The sequence below is a fragment of the Pseudomonas sp. NBRC 111138 genome (assembly GCF_001320835.1).
Classification (GTDB): Bacteria; Pseudomonadota; Gammaproteobacteria; order Pseudomonadales; family Pseudomonadaceae; genus Aquipseudomonas; species Aquipseudomonas paracarnis.
Window position 1 is genome coordinate 42,273 of record NZ_BCBO01000076.1, and the last position, 20,101, is coordinate 62,373.

Sequence of the window (20,101 nt, forward strand, 5' to 3'; positions counted from 1 at the left end):
ATGCGGTCTAACACTCCGGTGGCGATCATCATTTCTTCCTCCCCCTGTACTGCTCAGAGAAGGGGCGATTGATCTCCACCTCTTCCTGGGTGGGCTCACGGCCCGCAAAGTTAACGAAACGTCCGTATTGGCCCTGCTGCTGCACAATGCAACTGCCTACCCGGGCGTGCCTGCACTTGGTCATGAGCATCTCAGTCAAGCCGTTCTGCCCCTCCTCGGTGTCCATGTCCCGGTGAACCAGAATGATGCAGCTGGCGTCAGCTTCCACTTCCCCCGAGTCTCGAAGGTCACTCGACTGAGGCTTCTTGCCTGTGCGTTTCGTGGATTCCCTGTTGAGCTGGGATAGCAGCACCACCGGGATATCGAGCTCCTTGGAAATTCGCAGAAAAGCCTTGCTGATGGCGCCGACCTCTTCACTCCGCGTCCGACCTTTCGTTTCAGCTTTGACCAACTGCAAATAGTCGACGACGATCCCGCCCAGGCCGTGCTCGCGCTGGCATCGGCGTGCCTCAGCTCGAATACTCGACGGGGTTTGCACTGGGTCTTCAACCACGAATAGCGGCGCGCCATTCGCTTGAGCTACCGCACCGACCATCGCATTCCAGTCTTCGTCTCGCATTCCGCGGTTGCTGGCTGGCTTGGAGAGCCGCTGCAGCTCAATACCACCGAGCGAGGCTATTGCGCGAAGCCCCAGTTCTTCGCCAGGCATTTCCAGCGAGAACACCAGCCAGGGGTCATTCCTTTTGATCGCGTTGTGCTGAGCAGCCTGGAGCGCCAGGGTAGTTTTCCCGCTACCGGGCAGCCCGCCAATGATGGTGATTTTTTTCGGTCGTATCCCATCCGCCAGTTCGTCGAGATCAACCAGACCAAAGGAAGGCCAGTCCGGTATCAAGCCGAGGTGCTTGTTGTTGACGGTGTTGGCAGCGTCACCCATCCACTCATCGAGACGGCGATATTTTGGCTCATCGCCTTCGAGATCGCGCACGTCAGCCATGGCCTGCTGCGCGCTCGCGATGATTTCGGGGAAGGGCTTGCTTGCGCTTGCTCCCTGCTCGATCTCGCGCGCGACCGCAACCAACTGGCGAAGCACTGCGCGCTCCTTTATCACCCTCGCGTAGGTCTTCCAGTTCGCCACCGAAGGCACGCCGCGGGCAATTTCACCTGCGTAGCCCAGAGTGGTTTGTCCGCTTGGCAGAAAGCTCCGGCTGAAACTAACGGTGACTACGTCGATCGGCATTCCAGCCTGGTGACAGGTCTGCGCCTCCTCGAAAAGAGCTGCGTTATCGTCGAAATAGAAGTCCGCGACAGTGAGCGAGCCGAAAATGTCATCCACCAGTGATTTATCCAGCAAGAGCGCACCAATCACGCCCTGCTCTGCTTCCAGACTGAATAATTCGCGCGTGTCGATCATGCTCGCCCCCGTGCCGAACCCCAGGTGAAGCCGGCCAGCAACGCGCCGTTTTCGCGGAGTCGATCCAGTGCGCGGGCGCCGATGTACTGCTCCAGGCTCGGCAGGGGTTTGCCGTCCACGTCGGTGGTGGGTTTTGCCGGTAGATTCGATACCAGCACCGTGGGTTTTAAGAGCTGGTATCGCTTATCGATCACCTCATGCAGCACCCCAAGCTCATACGCGGTGCCGGCCTGGGCGCCTACCTCATCAATCACCAGCAGGTCGAAACTCGACAGTTCGTCGATCACGTCGCCTTCGGTGTAACCAGAGTCGCGCGCCATAGAGCGTTTGAATACCCGGATTATCTCCGCGGCGGTGGTGATCACCGCAATGGCCTTCATCTCGATGACCCGACGAACGATGCTGCAGGCCAGGTGCGTCTTGCCGGTGCCGATATTGCCGGTCATCAGCAGATTGCGGCCGGCCTTGAAGTGCTGAGCAAACTCATTGGCATATCCCTGGCACTTCTCCAGCGCCGCGGCCATCTCCGGGGTCGTTGCGCGGTATGTCGAGAAAGCACACTCGGCAAACCGTGGCGTGATACCCGACCCCACAAGCGCGCTGTTCAGACGTTCGGCGGCGAGGTTGGCCAATGCTTGCGTATGCTCTTCACTGCCCACCTCGGCTATACGCAGCCCGTGGAACTGGCACTGCTTGCATGGGCGGGTCTGCATTGATCCATCGAACTGTTCGACTTCACTTCGGGTTTCCACTTCAGGGTGCTGCGGACAGCCACCCTCGAACGTACGCATTTCAGGCTGGCGACGGAAATTAGAACGCTGGGCCATTGCCGCCTCCTTGGTACATATCCGGGGTGTGGTTGGGCAGGTTGTTGAACGCCTGGCCTCCGGCGGCTGTTGCTGGCTTAAGCACGTCCGTCCAGCGTTCGCCGTTGAGCCAGGTCGACGCCATAGGCACGTACTGGCCGTCATCCTTGGTCCAGTCGCGAGAAAGGCGGTGATTGCCAAGAGCGGTCATCAGTGTGAGGCGTAGATCAGCGTCAGGCTTGAGCTTGTCCCAGGCCTTGCGTGCGTCCTTCTTCGATTTCTTGTTCGGGTACAGCTTCCAGAACAACTCGAAGGCTTCAGCCGATTCCACTTCCGATGCACACAAGGTTTTAGGTTCCTTGACTGGTTCAGAAGAGTGACTGGTTCTGGGGGCAGCTCCTGCCCCACCCCCTGGGTTATCTCCTGCCCCAGGTGGGTTATCTGGTGCCCCACCCACTGGGGCAGGAGCTGCCCCACCATCAAGCGACAAATGGAAAACGTTCGACTGATTCAACTCGCCCTTTCGACGGTACTCCCGGCGAAGAAAGCCAGCTTTTTCCAGTTCTCGAATATGCAGCTTCACCGTCGAGCGGCCAATCTCGCACTGATCGGCAATGTGCTGATAGGAAGGCCAGCATTCGCCTTGATCGCTGGCGTTGTCGGCCAGCTTGACCAGCACCAGCTTGCGCAGCGGGTTTCCGACCTTGGTTTTCATGGCCTTAACCATCAGATCCATACTCATATGTCCAACTCCCGCGTTACCCGGGCAATGAACGCGTCATAGGTCTCGATCATGACGACGCCACGGTCCTCCAGGGCGCCGCGGGCAGCCTTGGCCATGCCGTAGACCTCCCAGCGGTCACGCTCGGGCAGATGGCGGCAGTTGGAATAGCAGGGCCAGGGGCCGGCGACCACTTCGGCAGTGGCAGTCGTAACTACCGGGATTCCGGTAGTTGATTCCATGGGAGTGGTCATTGCAGCGTCTCCGAGCCTGGAGCATTGGCAATTGGCGTCTCGCCGCAGGCAATCGAAGCCACGCCGCCCGACAGCCTCTCGATCAGGACAACAAGCGCCCCCATGGCGTCAAGCGAGTGTGCGCGGGCGAGATCCAGCTCAATGAGTTTCGGGCAGTTACCCTTGATGTGCTCATGCGATCGATTGACGTAGTTGAATCCGACCTGAGCCAGATCTGCAGTCGAAAGGGCTGTGAATGCTGCGGTTGGTAGCGGGCTGAGCGCTGGAGGTCGAACGGGAATAGGCAGGGACTTGACTTCAACGCCATCCATCAAGCATTTCCTTTGATGGTCCAGGTGGTCAGCAGATACCGTCTGTACGTCATGCCCGGTTCTACGGCGAAACATCACCGCGAGCGCCATGCACGCCTCCATCAGTCCAATATGGGTGTCGTCTCGCTCATGGATCTCGCCGCCCTCAGATACAAAATCGACTGCGTCTGCCAGCTTTTCGAAGGACATGAGCATGAGTGCCGCGTCTTCAAACTTTTCGAAGTGGGCCTCATTGATGATCTCAACGGGTGCCGGTGTTGGAAAATTCAAGACTTTGCTCATAGCGCACGCTCCAGGCGTTCGACGAGCATGCGCATCTTGCGCTTCAGCTTGGTCGTGAGGTCACGCTGAGTTTTCCACCGCGTGTAAGCCACATCCGTGAAAGCAATTACTCCTTCGAACTCTTTATCGTGGGGGTTCACGCGCTTGTTGCTGTCGGCGAAGGGCCGCCCGTAGGCATCGAAGTACACGCGGTACATGCTGTTCAATTCGCGACGCAGCGAGTTGCGCTTGGTCTCGGCCAGTTGATACTCAACCGCCGACTCGGCGATCTGTGCCATGAGTTGTTCGTGGGAAATTTTCATGCTTGTTCTCCGTCGGCGCCAAACAGGACGGCCAGATCAATTTGGTAAACGTCTGCCCAGGCAGCTGCGGGCCAGGAGCGAACCCAGCCATAACGCGGATCGTGGACTTTCGGGGCTTGCACTCCGTTCTCAGCGCACCAGTTCTTCAGCGGGCGGAAACCCTGCTTGCCGAACTTGCGCTTGCAGACCTTCTCCACGGCGGCGACCGTGGCCTGCCGCAGCCCGCGTCCGAGCTCTTCCTTCAATTGGTTGGCCTGGCGAACAGCCGCCGAAGCTGTGGCCATCGCTGTCGCTTCACGGCGCGAACCGATCTCAGCCTTGGTTTCAATGGCGTAGTCACGCTGCTCGATTGCTAACTGCTCGGAGCGTTTCGATGCCAGCAGGTGTTCCAGGGCGCCGATATAGTCCGCCGGCAGCGCCGGGCCGCGTTGGTTGCGCTGCTGGACCAGATCCCAGAACTCGCGCACCAGTTTCTTCTTGAATGCTCGAACGATGTCCGTATTGCGCATGTAGGTCAGCAATAGCGTTGATTGGGGTTCTGTAAGCAGCGCAATCTCCCGCGTTTGCATTCCACCGGCAGTTTCAAAGGGTTCTACCTCGAATCGGACCCTCCCGAACTCGCCCAGATCGCCCTGGTACTTCCGGACCAGGGCGATCACGCTGGCGTGCTCGTTCTCCGTGCCCGCAGCAATCGCCGTCGTTGACGTGACGGCATCGCCGTCTTTGATGATGACGATGGTCATTGGCGAGTCCTCCGACCTGGCGCAGGGAAAACCTTTGTCTCGACAGCGGTAACGCTTCCATCTGGCATTTCCAGAACCTGGATCTGCCTCTTTAACTTGATGGCAGTATTCAGCGCTTGCTGAGTGATGCCTAGCTGGCCAGCGGCATCCATTTGTCGACCCTTCGAAAACTCAGCCAGCGGTACGCCGGTACCTATTCCGTGCGCGCCACGATTTGGCATCTCTGCGTTTTGTGGCGCGGATTCGCCGAGAACCTTGAACTGGTCGATGGCGCTATAAACTCCGCCGAAGCCGGTGTCGCTGAAGTACTTCGCCACCTCAAACAAGGCGCCAATCCCTTTTCCGCTGTCGTGCAGGTGATCCAGGTGCATGGCCTTGATCAGTGCGTGCTGCCACTCGAGCACATCTTTGGCTGCGCACAGCTGAAACTCCGCTTCTTGCGAAGCCTCTTGCATGGTTGGTAGTGGCCCGTTCATTTGGTGGCTCCCTGGTGGGGGATGTTCTGCAGCTTGTATGCGGCAGCAGCGCCGGCCTCGGCCATGGACATGGACAGGAGCGCCAGCGAATTGATAAGCCAGCCGGCATTCATGGCGACTTCATCAGACAAGTCGCCGCGATTTGCTGCATGCGCGATGAGCTCACCGATAGCGGCAACTCCGCTCAGTGTGCTGAGCTGGAAGTTGTCGTTGGTGTTCTCTACGCACTGCAGCCGTTCGACCTGGGCAGGCGTGAGCTTTGCCCCTTTCGCGAAGGTAGATGGGAACTCGCGTTCAACGTCGACCAGCAACTGGTTCCACATTGGAGGCTTCACTGGTCACCTCCTGAGCTTTCGATCTCGGAGGGAAGACCGCGCTGGACGGACCAGAGAAGCGCGCTGACGCTATCGGCCACAAACTTCAAGGTGGCCATGCCATCGCAATAAACCATCTCGCCGTAATTCAGGCTGTCGTGCATGTGCTGGCAGATCTGGCCGAGACCAGATGCGAGTGTGCGCGCCTGCTGGATGGCGTCTCTCGAGCCGATGCCCGCGACAACCTGGAGCATGTACTCCCCTTTAACTTCAATAGGGGTTTCGCAAAAACCGACCTCAGTTGTGAGGGAGTCTTGCGCCACAAGTGAACAAGTGGTATTTTTTGGGTGTGACATATCGTTCTCCAGAACGAAGAAGTACCTAAGCGCTTGCGTCAACAAGTGCCGATTGAGAACTCGCTGCCAGGCGGGTTTTCTGCTTTCTGGGATTCAGAAAGTCAGAATTTGAAGCAGACGCACTATCAGGGCGGGCCTGTGGTTTGTTGCTCTGGTGCGTCTGCGTGTTTCATTCTTGATTTCCTTCTACTGGGGTTATATCCAGCTCACATAGAATACTTCAGGTATCTAGCCAAAGTCCGGCCAGTCCGGCGCATCCGAGGAACACACCTCGTTAGCGTCCAGGAAACTTGCTGATTTCTTTTGCCGATGCCGATCCATCTGCCGCCAGATCCACAAAAATGGTCCTGCCTGACGCGATAGCTTTTGATAGAGCGGGCCCTGTGCAACCAAGATTTATCGCCGCCTGTTTCCTGCCTTTGTGCTGAATAAAATCTTCAAGTGGAATGCCGCTTGATACGGGAGTCATTGAGTCGCCTGCTGGGTACTGGATGGATTCACAGCACCACCAGTGGACTGGCTTACTTTGGCGATCTGACCCAAAATTTCTTCAAGGTCGAGGCGTGGTTTTTCTCGGTCGCCACCAGAGGGGAACCCCTTGAGTTCAAAGCCGCTAAAGCGACCGGGTTGGTCTTCGGAAACGAGAATTAAGCGACCAGACTTTATGGCCTTACTAATCGCGGCCTGGCTAGACCCCAAAACCTTTGCGGCTTCGTCCTGGCCGTGCTGATCAACAAATTCGTGAAGCTGGATAGGCGTCATACGCTCACCTGAAAATGGCTTATGACACAAAGAATAACCATGAGTATTAAAAATGTCCACACTGATGGTTTTTGATTTTCAATACTTATGGTTTTAACCTGAGCCCATGAAGAAAAGAACTCTTAGCCCAGAACTGGCAGCTGAATGCGAGCGACTGAAGAACATCTATCGGTCTAGCAGTCGCAGCCGAGGCGTCACCCAATCAGCGATGGCTGACGCCTTGAATATCTCCCAAGCGGCTGTCAGCCATTACTTGAACGGACAGAACCCGCTTAACACCAGGGTCGCCGCAGTTTTCTCTCAGATGCTTGAGGTACCGGTCAGGGCTTTCAGCCCGAGGCTTGCAGATCAGATTGAAGAGACCGTCAAAGCTGCTCAGATTGGAGAAATGGCATCGAGGGATACCCCCAACATAAGCCTCACTGCTCAGCCAGCAATGTCATATAAATATCCAGTGATAAGCTGGGTCGCTGCAGGTAATTGGGCGGAGGCTGTTGAACCTTTCCCACCAGGCTTTGGTGATCGCTACGAGCTGACGGACTATCGGGCGCACGGTCCAGCATTCTGGCTCCAGGTTAAAGGAGACTCTATGACATCGCCGTCAGGATTGAGCATTCCTGAGGGGATGCTGATCCTAGTCGACACTGAGGCCGACGCTCAGTCAGGAAAGCTGGTAGTCGCAAAACTCACGGAAAGCAATGAAGCTACTTTCAAAAAGCTTGTCGAGGATTCCGGGCGAAAGTTTTTGAAACCGCTTAACCCCGCATATCCAATGGTGGCTATAAATGGGAACTGCAAAATAGTAGGCGTAGTGGTCAGAGCGATGTACCGCCTCTGAGGCCTCAAGCAACACGCTGCCCGCCAATGAGCGGGCTTTTTTTCGCTCACACAAAATAAATAACCATCAGTATTGACTGTGAATTATAACCGCTAGTATATTTACTCCATCGCTACCCGCATGGAGCCACTGACATGAACACCACCACCATCAATTTTGCAGGCTTTACTGGCTTCCTTGGCCGGGGCGCCGCTCCGCGCGAATTGCAGTGCTTAATGGCGGTGGCGTCAGGTCAGACTTCAAAAGAAGCCGCTCGAGATCTTGGCGTTTCTCCAGACACAGTCGACAAGCGCCTCTTGGCACTGACAACCAAGCTTGGCGTAACGCGACGCGCTGCACTCGTTGCTAAAGCCTTCTCGCTCGGCCTGATACAGACTGATTTCGCCATCTCGCCCAACCCTGGGCCGCAGCAACAAAATGAGAGCGAGCAGTTCCAGGGCACTTTTATCGCCTAACCAAAACCTGTTTTAGCGAAAGCCAACACCGCGGCCGGGATTCGCTCGGCCTGAAAAAGACGATCGGGTGACCGATCACCCGAACCAGAGATATCCAAATCAACTGCAGGAGCTGGACATGGAACGTAAAAAATTCAACCTCTGGAGGCTGCTCCGGAATGTGACCATCGGCGCAGTTTCTGCTGCCGTAATCAGCGCAGTACTCATGATGACGGCGCCGGACGTGGTCAGCCCTTCGTGCGGCGAAAATGCGATGTTTGCTTTTTTGTTCATCGCTCTGTCCGTCGGCATGTACGGCATCTTCGCCATGATTAAACTCGCCGATCCAGTTGGTGGTAACCAAGCGGCCGTTGAATTTAGCGCGACGACAGAATCGATGCATATCGACGATCGCGTGAAAATGGCTGCAATTGTTCGGCGCTACGAATTCCTGCGCGACGTCGCATTCAATCTGGCGCTACCGATCAAGGTGCGAGACATCTACGGCAACCTGCTGGTGAAAGACGACCTCGACAACGAGCTCGATCGCGTAATGAAAGCATTTGCCGTCGGCGCGGATGCACACCCATGAAGCGCCGCCAAATATCCCCCTCTGCCCTGCCCGCTATCGGCCAACCATTCGCGGGCGGCTTCTACGCCGGGCGGATCTACTTCGATGGCGCCGAGTTTGCACTCATCGACGCTGGCCGCGAGTACGAAACCGCCTCTCACTGGTGGGACCAAGAAGGCCCCAAGCCTCGAATCCGCGGCACCCAAAGCCGGTACGACGGCATGGCCAACACCAAGGCCATGGCCGAAGAAGGCAGCGCTATCGCCCGCAAGGTGCTGGGGATGAACGTGCGCGGCTCCTGGGGCTGGCACATCCCATCTATTGAGGAGCTGAACTTGTTGCGCTCCAACCTGCTTCAGCTTGAGGACTGGGGTCGCGACAGTCTCGGCCCGATAAAAGATGCGCCCAATGCATTCGCGTGCACGCACACCTACTGGTCTAGCACGCAGAAGGAAGGATCGGCCACCGCCTGGTGCATGCATATGCTTCCCTGGAGCTATCCCGACAGCAACTGGATCAGCCAGGAAAAAGGCATCCGCCCGGTGAAGGTGCTGCAGATAAAAACCGACGCCTTTGTGCACGACCCGGCGAGTGATGCGCGGACCATCAAGAAGATTGCCGCCCAGGTCGACCTGCAAGGCTTGACCGCCAGCCCTGCGGTGGCCGAGGTGCTGGGCCAGTTCATCAACGAGGACACCGGCCGCTTCTATGGGCGAACCGATGACCTGCTAGCCCAGCTTGCGATGATCGCCGGGGAGGCCCGACCATGAAAACCATCATCACCACGATCCTGCTGCTGATCGCTGGCCAGGCCTCGGCCGGTGAGCAGGTGATCGACGTGCAGCACGACAGCGTGCGCGGCGTCACCTGCTGGATCATCGCCGGCACCGGCATCAGTTGCCTGCCGGACAGTTCGCTCCAACCCCGGGCGCCCACCAGCCGCGCCGCCGACGAAAGCCAAGAGGCGCGGGCCTCTCTGGCAGCTTCGATGTGCGAAAACGAGCAATTGGGCACCACCCCGCTCCCACAGAAAAAGGGGTTCCAACTATGAGCCGCCGCAACGGTACCAAGGGCCAGCGCCTGATCGAGCTGTTCAATGCCCTACAGCGCCGGGAAACCACGTTCGGGCAGATCTACGCAATGTCGGCTTCGTGCGGTATCGACGCCCGCCGGGTACTGGCTGACCACTTTCAGCAAGGTCATGGTCGTGCGTAAGAACCGTGGCGGGAGGAAGCGCGTGCGCTGGACTGAGGCGGAAGACGCCACGCTCCGCAGCCTCTACGCGGATAGCTCGCCAGCAACCCTTGGGCAGCAACTGCCTGGCCGGACTTACAGCTCGATCATCACTCGAGCGCACGCTCTTGGCGTGAGCAAAAGTCAGAAGTATTTGCGGGAGGTCGGTCAGGCGAGCATGAAGATCGGCGTGGAGCGCTTCGGAAAGGAGCTTTGGGAAAAGCCAATCGGGTCAACTCGAAACAGTGGAGACAGGACCCTCTTAAAAATTGCAAGCCCTAATGTTTGGGTGGCTCTGCACATCCATGTATGGGAGCAAGCAAACGGGCCAGTACCTGAAGGACTGATGGTGGTGGCCAAGGATGGAAACCTAAAAAACGCCGACCTGAAGAATTTGTGTTTGCGAACTTTCAGCGAACACGTAGTTCGATGCTGCCCGAACTATCGACACCTCCCTGAAGAGGTGGTCGACATCCTGCACCTGCAGAACGAAATCAAAAAAGAGATTAAGCGGAGAAAGTCATGAAAAACAAACTGAGCGACCTGCGCGACCACCTCTTTGCACAGCTTGAAGCGGTACGCGAAGCCACTGACGAGAACCTGGCCAAGGAAGTATCGCGAGCCCAGTCCGTCTCCGACATTAGTCGCGTGCTGATCGAAAGCGCAAAGGTAGAGATCGAGTACTTCCGCCACATTGGCGGCGAGAACAGCGCCAGCAGCTTTATTGAGTCGAAACCAGCCCTGCCGCCGGTGAACAGGAGTTGACCATGAGCAGCAAACCGATTTTCGACGGCGAAAAGCTGGCACTACTTCGGGCGCGGGCGGGCACCACCCAGCGAGACCTTGCTGAAAATGTTGGGACGACTGCGGCCATGATTTGCCGATATGAAGCAGGGACTTGCCAGCCCAGGCTGAAGGCGGTCGTGCGTCTGGAGGAAGTGTTTTGCATCGAACGCGGTGGCCTGTACCTGAAGGTCGCGACACCATCCACGGATACCGAAGACGTGTCGCGACACGAAGGCCTGAGCCCATGACCGACATGATAGAGGTGATTGCGCTGCAGCAGGCCGGCGACTTCGAGGAGCTGAAACGCCGTGGCATCCAGATCAGTGACGATGCGCTGGGCCTCAAAGAAGGCTGGGGTAAAGCTCCGTTTCACGGCATGCGTGCTCACTACTTCGTCGAGGTGGCATCCGACGCCATCGGCAAGCATGGGCGCCATCGGTTCTGGCTGGCAGCGTGCGGTGCTGAGGCAGTAACGCACGACAAAGCTCAGATGCTTGGCATGGGCAGTTGGGAGCGGTGCAAGGCTTGCCTCAAAAAACGGAACAACCAGCGTAGCCGCGGCATGCCTCAGTCCTCGGTAACAGATCCCAAAACGCAGCATGACGGTGGTGCCCGATGACCAAGACGAACATTTTGAAACTGCTGGCTGAAGCCGTCGAAAACGTCGATTGGGCCTGGTGGACCAGCAACTCCACGTTACGCCTGACAAGTGAAAACAACGGCCGGCACGGAACAGATGGTGATGTCATCAGCGCTCACGGGGATAACGTCAGCTGTCCTGAAGGCTTCAGGGCTTTCATCGAGGAAGCCTCGCCAGCAAACATCGCTGTCCTCGTGGCTGAAAACGAGCGGTTACAGACCCTGGCTCAGGCCGAGATTGAAAAAGCTTGCGAAAGCGCAAAGGAGGTAATGGGTGCGCGCATGACGCTTCACACGCTGGAGCGTGAGCGCAATCAGCTTAGAGCGTTCGCCGTTGAAATGATCAACTGCAGCTTCGACGGCGGCAGCTTCGAAGGCGGAGACATCCAGGACATCGCAGTGAAGCACCGTCTGTTGCAGATCGAGCGGCGCGAGGATGAATGCGGAGAGGCCTGCGCCTGCCGTGAGCATGGATTTCCGGCTGAGTGCTATCGCAAGACGAACCTGGCGGGTGCCCAATGCGTAGCGGTAGAAGCCACTGAAACTGAAGATTACGACTATCGCACTGACCTGGCTGCTTACTTTGGGCTGTCCTACGCCAGCTGGCTGACGCTGCCGCGTGTGCTGATGGAGGCAATGCCAGAAGTATGGAAGCGTCAGATGGCGGCTCTACTCCATCAGTACGACGATGCCTACCCGAATCAGCCGAATTACGGCACGACCGTGCGGCTGACCGTCGACGGCAAACTAGTTAAAACCCCGTGCTGGCTAAGCAATTACAGACACCCGGACTGGGCGATGGTAAATCAGCTACGCGCCCTGGCACCCACACCGACCACCGAGGGCTCCGCAGATGCTCACTGACAACGTGGCCCACCGGGCCTTATTCACTCTGCCTCCTGTTCGTGTCAGTGCAGAAACTACGCCAGTGGTTCAGTCCTTGCCACCGCAACGATCTATCACAGGTGACAGCGAAGTCGACGCGGTGCTCTGGCTGCGGGAGGTAATCAAAACTGGACAGGCCGGGCCAATCGCCACGGCTCTCTCTGCCGCGAAGAAAATCAAAACGCCGCTATCAGACGTTGAGAAGCGCTACACACAAATTCTGCGCCAGGCAAACCCGGGCAACCCCTTCGCCACGTTCGCATCCATCGGGTTCACCGAACTTGAAAGTCTCGCTGAGCGTTCTGTTGAGGAACACAGGCGACGTGGCGAGACCGCAGCGCGTTTCGATGGGGAGACTATTTGGGAAAACACCCCGGCTGAAGCTTTTTGCGAAAAAGCGCTCAAGCGCTGCAAGGGATTCAAGAGCTACATCGACAACGACAAGGCAGAGGTGGAAAAACGTTTCCGCCGATATGGTCACCTGATGCCCCACACGCTTGCGGATTGCCTGCATGAGCTTGGCTACTGGGATCATTTGTACAAACTCCGGAACGCAGTCGGCGATCGCGGCGACGGTATGCATGAGGCGATCGCGCGCGAGTGGTTCGTCGAGGGCCTGCTGGCCGTCATCCCCCCTGTGAGCCAGGCGGAAGCATTGAGCGTCCTTGCCTACGCTCGCACTGCGGACGGAATAGACCAAGACAAGCTGATTGCGATCGCGGAGAACCTGGTGGGGGGCCATGCCGTAGCAGCGCCGGGTAACGCGAACTTTCAGCTGGAGGCATGCCAATGATTCAGTTTGCATTGTTCTTCGGGGCCTGCCTTGTAGCGGCCCTGTGCTGCCAAGGCTGGCCAAGGGTCATGGTCGCCTGTTGCATGTGCGGTTCCTTTCTTTTGGGGGCATGGCATGGCTAAGCACCTACTCATCAGTCAGGTCGCGGCATTGGTTGCGACAGACAAAGTCGTGTCGAGACACGAAGGCGGGCACACATGAGCGCGGCAAGAGTTCTTGAATTTGAGGAGTTGCAGAGAATTACTGGCTACACCCGGCGTGCCGATGTCGAGAGGGCACTACGGGGTGAGGGCATCAGGATATTCCTCGGCAGAAAGGGGCCTTGGACAACCGTCGACCTGGTCAACCAGGCGGGCGGACTCAAGCCAATCGATCAAGAAAAGTATGACGCGGACATTGTATGAAGCGAGGAAGGAAGCGCCAGCACAACCCGAACATACCTGGGCACATTGACCAGGCGGCCCTGCCACGCTCGGTGTATTTCGACCACCGCGGGGCGGGGTGCTGGTACATCCTGTATTTCAATGAGGCCGGCAGGCGCCAGCGGCAGAACCTGTGCGCGGGCAACGTGACGCTCTCGGAGCTGCATCGCCTCATTGAGGAGCGCAACGGCGTGGACCGCGACAGCCTGCAGTACCTCTGTGAAGAATTCCACAAAAGCGAACAGTACAAGGTCCTCAGCGAGAAAACACACGACGACTACGTCTATTCCCGCGACGTGCTGCTGGCATTCCCAACCAAGCTGGGCAAGCCGCTGGGCGAGTTGGCCGTGCTAAAATTCACCCCAGCGCTAATCCAGCGGATCATCGACAAGATAGCCCAGGATGGTAAACCCTCGAAAGCAGCGCATGCCCTTCGCTATCTGCGCCGCGTGATGCAGTGGGGCCGAAACCGTGGATTCGTGAAGGACAACCCGGCCAAAGGCATCGAGTCTCCGAAAGAGCGTAAGCAGCGTCGGCTACCCGACGACACGGTCATGGTCAACTTGATCAAGTTCGCGCAGCAGCAAGGCCAGCTCAAGAGCGGCCAGCCTGGCGCCTGCTCGCCATACCTGTGGTACGTGATGGAAATCGGTTACCTGTGTCGCCTGCGCGGGATCGAGACGATCACCCTCACCGACGAGAACGAACTGGAAGAAGGCGTGCTCACCAACCGCCGAAAGGGCAGCCGGGACAACATCGTACGCTGGACGCCTCGACTACGCGCCGCCTGGGATGCGGCCAAAACCGTCAGGTCGGAGACGTGGCTGCGCAAGCGAGTGCCGGTGCCGATCCGTGCAGACCAGCGCTTTCTGATCATCGCCTCCACCGGCCGGCAGCTGTCGAAGTCAGGGCTTGATACGGCCTTCCAGCGGCTGGTGGTGCAGGCGATCGAGAAAGGCATCCTCACCGAGGAGCAGCGTTTCGGGATGCACGACTTCAAACGGAAGGGCATCACCGATACGGTGGGCACCCGGGCAGACAAGCAACAGGCGTCTGGGCACAAGGATGAAGCGATGATGGATGTTTACGATTTCAGCTTGCCATTGGTAGATCCATCCGGAGACTAACCGTCTGCTGGGATCTTTGTGAATGCGTCTGCGAGGTCCTTGCGAGCCTGCTTCCTTTCCGCGTTAGAGCGTCCGGCAACCTCGAAAACGTCGACATGAACCACGTTGTCCTCGAGTGCAGTGTCGTAAACCGCCAAAAGCCTTTTGTCATCCATCATCAGACTCCGAAGCACCATGCAGGTCGCTGTAACCGCTCCGAGATAAGTTCTTTCGGGCTTGTCGTCTGGCTTAGCCTGGTTGTAGGCCTCTGCTTGCTGGCGACCACGCTCATGACTTTGGGGATCGATCGCTGGCGTATCAGCTCTTTCGCAAGACAAACCTTTATCTTTCGCGTCAGAGAACAACGCCGGAAGCACTTCGCCGTCGTGCAAATGCAGCGGTGAGAAAACGAATCTGTGCAAATGCTCCCCGTCGCCTACTGCGCAGGGAGAAAACTTGCTAACGGATTCGCACTCGCAGTACGCGTCTGGATAGCTAGCGTCGATCAGCTTGGCGCGGTTAGATACCTCGCCTCTCCCACTCGGTAGTCCTTCGAATAATGCCCTACACGACATATCTAAGTCAGACCAAACCCAGATGGGCCAAGAAACCGGAATGAAGGACCGCTTCGTTAAGTGCCAAATCAGCACTCGCGAATCTCAGGCCGGCGGCGTTGTAGATGTAATGGAACGTCCCGTCCCCAGGGAAGGATATCTCGATGTAGCTGTCGGCTTCCTTCCAGAATAGGGAAATCTCTCCGTCACCAGCTAGCATGGGGATAGGCGCTTCAAATCTAATTGGAAGGACGTGCAGAAACTCAATGGCATTGCTCCACGAGGCGTAGGTGGCCGGCTCTCCGCCGTATCCATCCCAATCGTGACCCGCCTTTAGATAAGAATGTAGCTTTGCATAAAGCCTGCTCATACCCACATCCCTGCTATTAGCGTGAGTGGGAGGTAGCTGAACGAAAAACCCTGTGAACCCTTGAGGAATCAGAGTCTTCGGCGCGTTTTTGGTCGTGGTGACCTGCACCACATACGGCGGAGGCTGATCCACTAACGTGGACTGTGTTTCCATAGAAACGGCCATAGCAACTCTCCTTAGTTGGGATGGACTGTGTTGAATGAGATCATAGCTTTAACCTCATCCGTCAGCATATCCCCCACCACCAATTTATTCTGGTCATGCAGGAATTGGAATACATCATTCATCTGATCGTTCAACAAACCACCAACGACCGGGTTGAACATTTCAAAGAGCTGATACTTGTGGATGGTCGTAATCTGAACGTCGAACACGGAGGCGGTTTCAGTAACATTCACGTTCACGTTGGTCAGCAGTTTGCCACCAAGGCCGAATTCAGGCCGGGTGAAAAATCCATGATGAGAATGAAAAGCATCTGTCAGTGATGTGAAGGTAGGCGGCAAGAACTTGTTCCCCGGGCTGAAAAGCTCTGTGAGGGGCTGCGCCTCACCTCTGGGAAAGGTCACCTTGAAGGCGTCCGTATACTGCAAAGACAGTGCAGAAAATTCAATTTCTCCCAGCCAGGGGGTAAGGATTGAAAGATATTTCTCGACCTCTGCCCACAATTCAGCCCACCGCACATATTCGCCGCAAACGATGATTAATGCATTCGTCTGAATATTGACTGAAAGCGCAGGCTCGCCGTTTGGCTTAACCCTGTCGAAAGCAATCCCTGAGATGGGCCCAGCAGGTCCAAAGGCTCCAGCAAAGGGGTGAGAGAATGGTGTTCCGATAAACTGTTCAATTCCTTGGCCTTGAGGAATGTTCAACATCATCTGCTGCTGTTTAGACACCCGAGGTAGCTTCTCCACCAATTGGTCGTGGAGATGTGTTCCCTCGAGCAAGCTGGCGAAAGCATGCGGAGGCAATGGCGCAGAAAACTCGAACAGAAACAAGACGTTACTGATCGCGTGCTTTCCGCCGTGCGGCTTGATGTTGGCTGCCATGGAACCTCAAAGGATCTTGTAAAGAGCTTTAGCACTATATATAGCAGCTGTAAAAGGCATGTGCATGATTAGGCTGCACCTTTCACCCTAGCGCTGCGGCGAGCGATAGTACCACAACGCATTCTTCCGTCTAAATCCGAAAACCGGAGCAGAATGACCGTAGATAAGCGCGAATTTCGTGCAGTTATCCACAAGCGCGCCTCATTTCACAATGAAAAAGCACGTCATCGGCGCGTACATTGAATCAGGAGCGCCAAGCGAAACGTGCAGTGCAGCTCAGGCTTCGCGTACAAAATAATCTATGCATCCCAGATCGTTACTGGCTAGAGGGTATGACTTGTAATCAGTAGGTCCCGGGTTCGACTCCTGGTGCCGGCACCATACAAGGTTCCAGAGAAGGCTTTCAAAATCTCTGGAACCCCCGAAAAACCCGCCTTCTGGCGGGTTTTTTCGTTTTGGCGTTCCGTCGGATTCCGCCAAATCTTATGGATACCAGCCGAAAACCACCTCGATTTTCCCGGGCAATCGTCCGCCCTGCCCGCCCATCCTTCATCAGCAGGCCTGCACACAAATCAGCGACGAACTGGGGCATGGTCGTCTCGACGTGGTATCGGCTTATAACGATGATCGAGCACGAGCAAAACATTCGACATGGAGCTGTTCCTGGCGGATCTTCTCACCGGCTAGCATGCCATTCGCGAACGTCACCTACGCCAAGCAAAGACCATTCAAGCGGAGATCTCTAATCGCTTGCACAAAGATAATCCATGGACCTGGCAGCGAAAGCATCTCGCATGGTTTCTAAACCGTCACGTGAACCAGCACGCTGAATCGACGCGCTATTACTGGCTACTGACCGCGCATTTGCTCACTCTTCGCTTAGGAAAATTCAACCTATAGATGAAGGTCAAAAACCGGTCAGAAGCAGGCTGATGGTGTAAATGGCTCAATTGACGTGTGAGGTTGTTTGGCTACTCGCTCGAAGTCATTGAACGAGTAGGGCTGCGTAAAAAATCAGACATCCACTGGCCACGTTCCGCGCCGCACCATTTCCCGCACCCGATCAGCACCATTGGCGCGTACCAGCAATTCCATACGGGCTTTTTCGATGTCCTCGGCACTCCATTGCTCGGTGGCCATGGTGGCTTTTTCGTGAGACCAGCCATTGTCGTAGTGACGGACCACATACTGCTGTTGGTATGCCCACATCTCGGTGCCCGGAATCGGGGTCACGATAAACGGGTTGGCGTAGGCCATGCCTGCGCCCATAAGGCCGACGGCATAGTCAATGGTATTACCGATTTGCCCCAGGCTTTCGATGAACGGCTGTTCGGCCGCCGAGGCCGGCGGGTTGACGAAGCCGAGCATGAAGCCGCCCGTCACCTGAATTCCGCACTCGGTAAACATCTGGATGATCTCAAAGGTTGCCTGCTGAATCGCGTTGAAACGCGACTTGTTGGAGTTCACCAGGCTCTCTTCGTTGGCGCTCTCCACCGCAAGGTAAATGTTGTAGCAACCGTTGTCGGCGATTGAACGGATAAACGTCTTCGCCGTGAGACCGCCGCGAATGGCAGCGATGACGTTGCGGTAGTGCGGGCTTTTGAGTTCCTGCTCATCAAGTTCCGCCAGAAATCGCTCGCCCTTGTGCAGCAGCACCAGATTGAACAGGCTCAGCCCACCTTCCTCGACCCACGGCAAATGGTGTTTCTTCAACAGCTTGCCGACCTCCATAGCGTACAGCGGGTCATGCATCAAGTGATCGTCTTCGATCAACACTTCGGTCACGCCTTGTTTGACCAAATCCGCCAGATGCAGGTCGAACCAGTCCAGCCCCAATGCCCGCCAGGGGCCGTTGATTTTGGGGATATAGCAGAAGTTGCAATTGACGTTGCAGCCTATGGTGGAAAAGATCTGCGCCCAGGCGCCGGTCTTGCGCACCCGCGCACCGGAGGAATGATAGGGCTGCAAGTAGTTGTTCATGTTCAGGAAACTGAAATCCGGCAACGGCATGACGGCCAGCCGCTCATCCAGATCCTGCCGGGCCGGGACAATGCTCAAGTAGCTGGATTTGCGAGTCGGTCGAACTAGTTGGCCACTGTAGCTGCGATAGGCAATGCCCGGCACCGCGTCGACATTGCCGCCTTCATGGGTGACCGCGTCGAGCAGCAGCGTGAAGGCGCGATCCGCTTCGTTGATCAGGGTGAAATCGAAAGGCGAGTCCAGCAAGGCATTCTGCCAGTCACCGCTGGAATGGGCACCGCCCGTCACCAGCAGCAAATTTGGATCGATGGATTTCACCAGGTCGGCCAGCGCCCGGGCGTTGCCCCATTGCACGGTGTACTTGCACTGGATGCCGACGATGTCCGGTTGTGCATCTTCGATGATCTTGCGCATTTGCACATCGGTGAGGCCATAGCGGACCAAATGGCCCTGATCGACGTTCACCAGAGTGTTTTCCTGGGACCAGCCGGCGAATGGCGCGTCGACGATCTGCACGTCGTAGCCGGCGCGCTTGGCCACCGTGGCGATGCGCAACAGGCCAATGGGCGTGCCGGCGCGTTTCATTACTTCGAACGTGTCGATGCCGATGTCGGCAAATGCGCTGCCCAGCGGTACCGGCTCAATCAGCCGCGTGTAAGGCGGCACGAACAGCAACACACGTGGCGCTTCGCCATTTGCGCGGCGGCGAATGCCGCTGCGGCTGGACTTCAATGACGGTAGTCCCAGATGCTGGAGCGCAGGACGAGTGGGCGCCACGCTGAATCGTGGCAGGTCGCGTTCAATTCTTGTGGCGCCTTCAGAGGCAATCAGGTCCATCTCAAAGCTCCTTTACAACAGTGATGTCGGCGTTGGGCTGGCCTGTTTTCGAGGTGGCGATAACAGCGCCGACGATAATCAGCAGTGTGGGAATAATCAGGATCGGGCTGGCATGGCTTTGCCCTATGGCCACCAGCAGCAGGGTCGAGATCAGGGGGGCCAGATAGGAGAGAGCGCCGAGCATCGCCAGGCTGCCGTGCTTGGTGGCGTGGTCCCAGGCGAAAAACGCCAGGCCCACCGGCCCCAGGCCAAGGCCGACGATGGCCGCCCATTGCCCGGCGCTTGGAATGACCGCGGTTTCAAACGCCAGATGGCAGACCAGGCCGGCCACTGCGACGAGGCCACAGATGCCACCAATGATGCTGCTTGGCACGTCACTGAAACGGCGGTTGATCACCGAATAGGACGACCAGACCAGCGCGCAGGCGAAGGCGGCCAGGTAGCCGGCTACCGGCATGGCGGCGGCTTCATCCGAGGCGCGCTGTTGCATGATGAACGCCGTACCGGCCAACCCCAGCAGCGCGCCGAGTAACTGGCGTTTGCGCAGCCGTTCCCCCGCGCTGAAGGCCGAGAGCAGCACAATCAACAGTGGCCACAGGTAGGCAATCAGGCTCGCCTCGGCAACCGGGGCAGCCTTGAGGGCGAAAAAATACAGCGCGTGGTAGGCGAATATCCCTAGAAAACCGACCGCCCATACCGACCAGGGCTGACGCCAGCTGCGAAACCCCGCCATGCCGTTGCGGCCAAGGATGCACAGGCTCGCTACAAACGCGACGGCAAAACTCAGGGTCAGCAGTTGGAAGGGTGGAATGCCTTCGGTGAGGCTGGTCAGCAACGCCAGGCATGACCACAGGAACACCGCGATCACG

At 57.1% G+C, this 20,101-nt stretch carries 31 protein-coding genes; 14 read left to right on the plus strand and 17 right to left on the minus strand.

Annotated elements, in window-relative coordinates; all coding sequences use genetic code 11:
- Positions 1-28 precede the first annotated feature (28 nt).
- The 12 genes from APH41_RS14215 to APH41_RS14265 all read right to left on the minus strand — a co-directional run bounded on the left by APH41_RS14215 (position 29) and on the right by APH41_RS14265 (position 6,738).
- A complete protein-coding gene (locus APH41_RS14215; RefSeq protein WP_054919622.1) occupies positions 29-1,411 on the minus strand; it encodes a DnaB-like helicase C-terminal domain-containing protein in 1,383 nt (460 codons plus the stop codon).
- Positions 1,408-2,238, minus strand: a complete 831-nt coding sequence (locus APH41_RS14220; RefSeq protein WP_054919624.1) for an ATP-binding protein — start codon at positions 2,236-2,238, stop codon at positions 1,408-1,410. The genes APH41_RS14215 and APH41_RS14220 overlap by 4 nt, the downstream gene beginning before the upstream one ends.
- Positions 2,222-2,959, minus strand: coding sequence for a helix-turn-helix domain-containing protein (locus APH41_RS14225; protein WP_054919627.1), 738 nt, complete (start codon positions 2,957-2,959; stop codon positions 2,222-2,224). The genes APH41_RS14220 and APH41_RS14225 overlap by 17 nt, the downstream gene beginning before the upstream one ends.
- Complete coding sequence (locus tag APH41_RS14230; protein ID WP_054919630.1) at positions 2,956-3,192, minus strand: hypothetical protein; 237 nt, start codon at positions 3,190-3,192, stop codon at positions 2,956-2,958. The genes APH41_RS14225 and APH41_RS14230 overlap by 4 nt, the downstream gene beginning before the upstream one ends.
- Positions 3,189-3,785, minus strand: a complete 597-nt coding sequence (locus tag APH41_RS14235; RefSeq protein WP_054919632.1) for a hypothetical protein — start codon at positions 3,783-3,785, stop codon at positions 3,189-3,191. Before APH41_RS14235 ends, APH41_RS14230 begins: the two co-directional genes overlap by 4 nt.
- On the minus strand, positions 3,782-4,087 hold the full coding sequence (locus APH41_RS14240) for a hypothetical protein (RefSeq protein ID WP_054919635.1): 306 nt from the start codon (positions 4,085-4,087) through the stop codon (positions 3,782-3,784). Before APH41_RS14240 ends, APH41_RS14235 begins: the two co-directional genes overlap by 4 nt.
- Positions 4,084-4,830, minus strand: a complete 747-nt coding sequence (locus APH41_RS29185; protein ID WP_082430448.1) for a Rha family transcriptional regulator — start codon at positions 4,828-4,830, stop codon at positions 4,084-4,086. The genes APH41_RS14240 and APH41_RS29185 overlap by 4 nt, the downstream gene beginning before the upstream one ends.
- A complete protein-coding gene (locus tag APH41_RS29390) occupies positions 4,827-5,306 on the minus strand; it encodes a Cro/CI family transcriptional regulator (RefSeq protein ID WP_054919638.1) in 480 nt (159 codons plus the stop codon). The genes APH41_RS29185 and APH41_RS29390 overlap by 4 nt, the downstream gene beginning before the upstream one ends.
- A complete protein-coding gene (locus tag APH41_RS14255) occupies positions 5,303-5,641 on the minus strand; it encodes a hypothetical protein (protein ID WP_156359055.1) in 339 nt (112 codons plus the stop codon). The genes APH41_RS29390 and APH41_RS14255 overlap by 4 nt, the downstream gene beginning before the upstream one ends.
- Positions 5,638-5,976, minus strand: coding sequence for a hypothetical protein (locus APH41_RS14260; protein ID WP_054919643.1), 339 nt, complete (start codon positions 5,974-5,976; stop codon positions 5,638-5,640). The genes APH41_RS14255 and APH41_RS14260 overlap by 4 nt, the downstream gene beginning before the upstream one ends.
- A 274-nt stretch (positions 5,977-6,250) precedes the next feature.
- On the minus strand, positions 6,251-6,445 hold the full coding sequence (locus APH41_RS28160; protein WP_082430449.1) for a Cro/CI family transcriptional regulator: 195 nt from the start codon (positions 6,443-6,445) through the stop codon (positions 6,251-6,253).
- Positions 6,442-6,738 carry a Cro/CI family transcriptional regulator gene (locus APH41_RS14265; RefSeq protein WP_054919645.1) on the minus strand — a complete coding sequence of 99 codons (297 nt, stop codon included), beginning with the start codon at positions 6,736-6,738 and terminating at the stop codon, positions 6,442-6,444. The genes APH41_RS28160 and APH41_RS14265 overlap by 4 nt, the downstream gene beginning before the upstream one ends.
- A gap of 106 nt (positions 6,739-6,844) precedes the next feature.
- Here APH41_RS14265 and APH41_RS14270 point away from each other — a divergent pair, with 106 nt between their 5' ends.
- From APH41_RS14270 to xerC, 14 genes are all read left to right on the plus strand, one after another.
- A complete protein-coding gene (locus APH41_RS14270) occupies positions 6,845-7,576 on the plus strand; it encodes a LexA family transcriptional regulator (RefSeq protein ID WP_054919648.1) in 732 nt (243 codons plus the stop codon).
- 134 nt (positions 7,577-7,710) lie between these two features.
- The gene (locus APH41_RS14275; protein WP_082430450.1) at positions 7,711-8,031 is read left to right on the plus strand and encodes a response regulator transcription factor; all 321 of its coding nucleotides are present in this window, start codon (positions 7,711-7,713) and stop codon (positions 8,029-8,031) included.
- A gap of 118 nt (positions 8,032-8,149) precedes the next feature.
- Complete coding sequence (locus tag APH41_RS14280; RefSeq protein WP_054919650.1) at positions 8,150-8,602, plus strand: hypothetical protein; 453 nt, start codon at positions 8,150-8,152, stop codon at positions 8,600-8,602.
- Positions 8,599-9,351 carry a hypothetical protein gene (locus tag APH41_RS14285; protein WP_054919654.1) on the plus strand — a complete coding sequence of 251 codons (753 nt, stop codon included), beginning with the start codon at positions 8,599-8,601 and terminating at the stop codon, positions 9,349-9,351. Before APH41_RS14280 ends, APH41_RS14285 begins: the two co-directional genes overlap by 4 nt.
- The gene (locus APH41_RS14290) at positions 9,348-9,632 is read left to right on the plus strand and encodes a hypothetical protein (protein ID WP_054919657.1); all 285 of its coding nucleotides are present in this window, start codon (positions 9,348-9,350) and stop codon (positions 9,630-9,632) included. The genes APH41_RS14285 and APH41_RS14290 overlap by 4 nt, the downstream gene beginning before the upstream one ends.
- Entirely contained in the window at positions 9,629-9,796 is a 168-nt protein-coding gene (locus tag APH41_RS29060; protein WP_177333568.1) for a hypothetical protein, read from the plus strand. The genes APH41_RS14290 and APH41_RS29060 overlap by 4 nt, the downstream gene beginning before the upstream one ends.
- The gene (locus tag APH41_RS14295) at positions 9,789-10,340 is read left to right on the plus strand and encodes an HNH endonuclease signature motif containing protein (protein ID WP_256220326.1); all 552 of its coding nucleotides are present in this window, start codon (positions 9,789-9,791) and stop codon (positions 10,338-10,340) included. The genes APH41_RS29060 and APH41_RS14295 overlap by 8 nt, the downstream gene beginning before the upstream one ends.
- Entirely contained in the window at positions 10,337-10,579 is a 243-nt protein-coding gene (locus APH41_RS14300) for a hypothetical protein (protein WP_054919662.1), read from the plus strand. The genes APH41_RS14295 and APH41_RS14300 overlap by 4 nt, the downstream gene beginning before the upstream one ends.
- A gap of 2 nt (positions 10,580-10,581) precedes the next feature.
- Complete coding sequence (locus APH41_RS14305; RefSeq protein WP_054919664.1) at positions 10,582-10,848, plus strand: helix-turn-helix transcriptional regulator; 267 nt, start codon at positions 10,582-10,584, stop codon at positions 10,846-10,848.
- Positions 10,845-11,219 carry a hypothetical protein gene (locus tag APH41_RS14310; RefSeq protein WP_054919667.1) on the plus strand — a complete coding sequence of 125 codons (375 nt, stop codon included), beginning with the start codon at positions 10,845-10,847 and terminating at the stop codon, positions 11,217-11,219. Before APH41_RS14305 ends, APH41_RS14310 begins: the two co-directional genes overlap by 4 nt.
- Positions 11,216-12,103: a hypothetical protein gene (locus APH41_RS29395; protein ID WP_256220327.1), complete on the plus strand. Its 888-nt coding sequence runs from the start codon at positions 11,216-11,218 to the stop codon at positions 12,101-12,103. Before APH41_RS14310 ends, APH41_RS29395 begins: the two co-directional genes overlap by 4 nt.
- Positions 12,093-12,917, plus strand: coding sequence for a hypothetical protein (locus tag APH41_RS14320; RefSeq protein WP_054919669.1), 825 nt, complete (start codon positions 12,093-12,095; stop codon positions 12,915-12,917). The genes APH41_RS29395 and APH41_RS14320 overlap by 11 nt, the downstream gene beginning before the upstream one ends.
- Before the next feature lie 197 nt (positions 12,918-13,114).
- A complete protein-coding gene (locus APH41_RS14325; protein ID WP_054919671.1) occupies positions 13,115-13,321 on the plus strand; it encodes a hypothetical protein in 207 nt (68 codons plus the stop codon).
- Positions 13,318-14,466: a tyrosine recombinase XerC gene (xerC, locus tag APH41_RS14330; RefSeq protein WP_054919674.1), complete on the plus strand. Its 1,149-nt coding sequence runs from the start codon at positions 13,318-13,320 to the stop codon at positions 14,464-14,466. Before APH41_RS14325 ends, xerC begins: the two co-directional genes overlap by 4 nt.
- On the opposite strand, the gene APH41_RS14335 is transcribed toward xerC, so the two are convergent.
- The 5 genes from APH41_RS14335 to APH41_RS14355 all read right to left on the minus strand — a co-directional run bounded on the left by APH41_RS14335 (position 14,463) and on the right by APH41_RS14355 (position 20,100).
- Entirely contained in the window at positions 14,463-14,867 is a 405-nt protein-coding gene (locus APH41_RS14335; RefSeq protein ID WP_156359056.1) for a hypothetical protein, read from the minus strand. The genes xerC and APH41_RS14335 overlap by 4 nt on opposite strands.
- A 160-nt stretch (positions 14,868-15,027) precedes the next feature.
- On the minus strand, positions 15,028-15,534 hold the full coding sequence (locus APH41_RS14340) for a hypothetical protein (RefSeq protein WP_054919679.1): 507 nt from the start codon (positions 15,532-15,534) through the stop codon (positions 15,028-15,030).
- An 11-nt stretch (positions 15,535-15,545) separates the two neighbouring features.
- Entirely contained in the window at positions 15,546-16,415 is an 870-nt protein-coding gene (locus APH41_RS14345; protein ID WP_054919683.1) for a TIGR04255 family protein, read from the minus strand.
- Positions 16,416-17,429: 1,014 nt separating this feature from the next.
- A complete protein-coding gene (locus tag APH41_RS14350; RefSeq protein ID WP_054919685.1) occupies positions 17,430-19,232 on the minus strand; it encodes a B12-binding domain-containing radical SAM protein in 1,803 nt (600 codons plus the stop codon).
- Between the two features lies 1 nt (position 19,233).
- Positions 19,234-20,100 (minus strand): DMT family transporter, encoded by an 867-nt coding sequence (locus APH41_RS14355; RefSeq protein WP_256220328.1) that lies wholly within the window; start codon positions 20,098-20,100, stop codon positions 19,234-19,236.
- Position 20,101 lies beyond the last annotated feature (1 nt).

Coding starts and splice junctions, on each gene's coding strand:
- APH41_RS14215 (WP_054919622.1), bottom strand. CDS start 1,411: ATGATCGACACGCGCGAATTATTCAGTCTGGAAGCAGAGCAGGGCGTG.
- APH41_RS14220 (WP_054919624.1), bottom strand. CDS start 2,238: ATGGCCCAGCGTTCTAATTTCCGTCGCCAGCCTGAAATGCGTACGTTC.
- APH41_RS14225 (WP_054919627.1), bottom strand. CDS start 2,959: ATGAGTATGGATCTGATGGTTAAGGCCATGAAAACCAAGGTCGGAAAC.
- APH41_RS14230 (WP_054919630.1), bottom strand. CDS start 3,192: ATGACCACTCCCATGGAATCAACTACCGGAATCCCGGTAGTTACGACT.
- APH41_RS14235 (WP_054919632.1), bottom strand. CDS start 3,785: ATGAGCAAAGTCTTGAATTTTCCAACACCGGCACCCGTTGAGATCATC.
- APH41_RS14240 (WP_054919635.1), bottom strand. CDS start 4,087: ATGAAAATTTCCCACGAACAACTCATGGCACAGATCGCCGAGTCGGCG.
- APH41_RS29185 (WP_082430448.1), bottom strand. CDS start 4,830: ATGACCATCGTCATCATCAAAGACGGCGATGCCGTCACGTCAACGACG.
- APH41_RS29390 (WP_054919638.1), bottom strand. CDS start 5,306: ATGAACGGGCCACTACCAACCATGCAAGAGGCTTCGCAAGAAGCGGAG.
- APH41_RS14260 (WP_054919643.1), bottom strand. CDS start 5,976: ATGTCACACCCAAAAAATACCACTTGTTCACTTGTGGCGCAAGACTCC.
- APH41_RS28160 (WP_082430449.1), bottom strand. CDS start 6,445: ATGACTCCCGTATCAAGCGGCATTCCACTTGAAGATTTTATTCAGCAC.
- APH41_RS14265 (WP_054919645.1), bottom strand. CDS start 6,738: ATGACGCCTATCCAGCTTCACGAATTTGTTGATCAGCACGGCCAGGAC.
- APH41_RS14270 (WP_054919648.1), top strand. CDS start 6,845: ATGAAGAAAAGAACTCTTAGCCCAGAACTGGCAGCTGAATGCGAGCGA.
- APH41_RS14275 (WP_082430450.1), top strand. CDS start 7,711: ATGAACACCACCACCATCAATTTTGCAGGCTTTACTGGCTTCCTTGGC.
- APH41_RS14280 (WP_054919650.1), top strand. CDS start 8,150: ATGGAACGTAAAAAATTCAACCTCTGGAGGCTGCTCCGGAATGTGACC.
- APH41_RS14285 (WP_054919654.1), top strand. CDS start 8,599: ATGAAGCGCCGCCAAATATCCCCCTCTGCCCTGCCCGCTATCGGCCAA.
- APH41_RS14290 (WP_054919657.1), top strand. CDS start 9,348: ATGAAAACCATCATCACCACGATCCTGCTGCTGATCGCTGGCCAGGCC.
- APH41_RS29060 (WP_177333568.1), top strand. CDS start 9,629: ATGAGCCGCCGCAACGGTACCAAGGGCCAGCGCCTGATCGAGCTGTTC.
- APH41_RS14300 (WP_054919662.1), top strand. CDS start 10,337: ATGAAAAACAAACTGAGCGACCTGCGCGACCACCTCTTTGCACAGCTT.
- APH41_RS14305 (WP_054919664.1), top strand. CDS start 10,582: ATGAGCAGCAAACCGATTTTCGACGGCGAAAAGCTGGCACTACTTCGG.
- APH41_RS14310 (WP_054919667.1), top strand. CDS start 10,845: ATGACCGACATGATAGAGGTGATTGCGCTGCAGCAGGCCGGCGACTTC.
- APH41_RS29395 (WP_256220327.1), top strand. CDS start 11,216: ATGACCAAGACGAACATTTTGAAACTGCTGGCTGAAGCCGTCGAAAAC.
- APH41_RS14320 (WP_054919669.1), top strand. CDS start 12,093: ATGCTCACTGACAACGTGGCCCACCGGGCCTTATTCACTCTGCCTCCT.
- APH41_RS14325 (WP_054919671.1), top strand. CDS start 13,115: ATGAGCGCGGCAAGAGTTCTTGAATTTGAGGAGTTGCAGAGAATTACT.
- xerC (WP_054919674.1), top strand. CDS start 13,318: ATGAAGCGAGGAAGGAAGCGCCAGCACAACCCGAACATACCTGGGCAC.
- APH41_RS14340 (WP_054919679.1), bottom strand. CDS start 15,534: ATGGCCGTTTCTATGGAAACACAGTCCACGTTAGTGGATCAGCCTCCG.
- APH41_RS14345 (WP_054919683.1), bottom strand. CDS start 16,415: ATGGCAGCCAACATCAAGCCGCACGGCGGAAAGCACGCGATCAGTAAC.
- APH41_RS14350 (WP_054919685.1), bottom strand. CDS start 19,232: ATGGACCTGATTGCCTCTGAAGGCGCCACAAGAATTGAACGCGACCTG.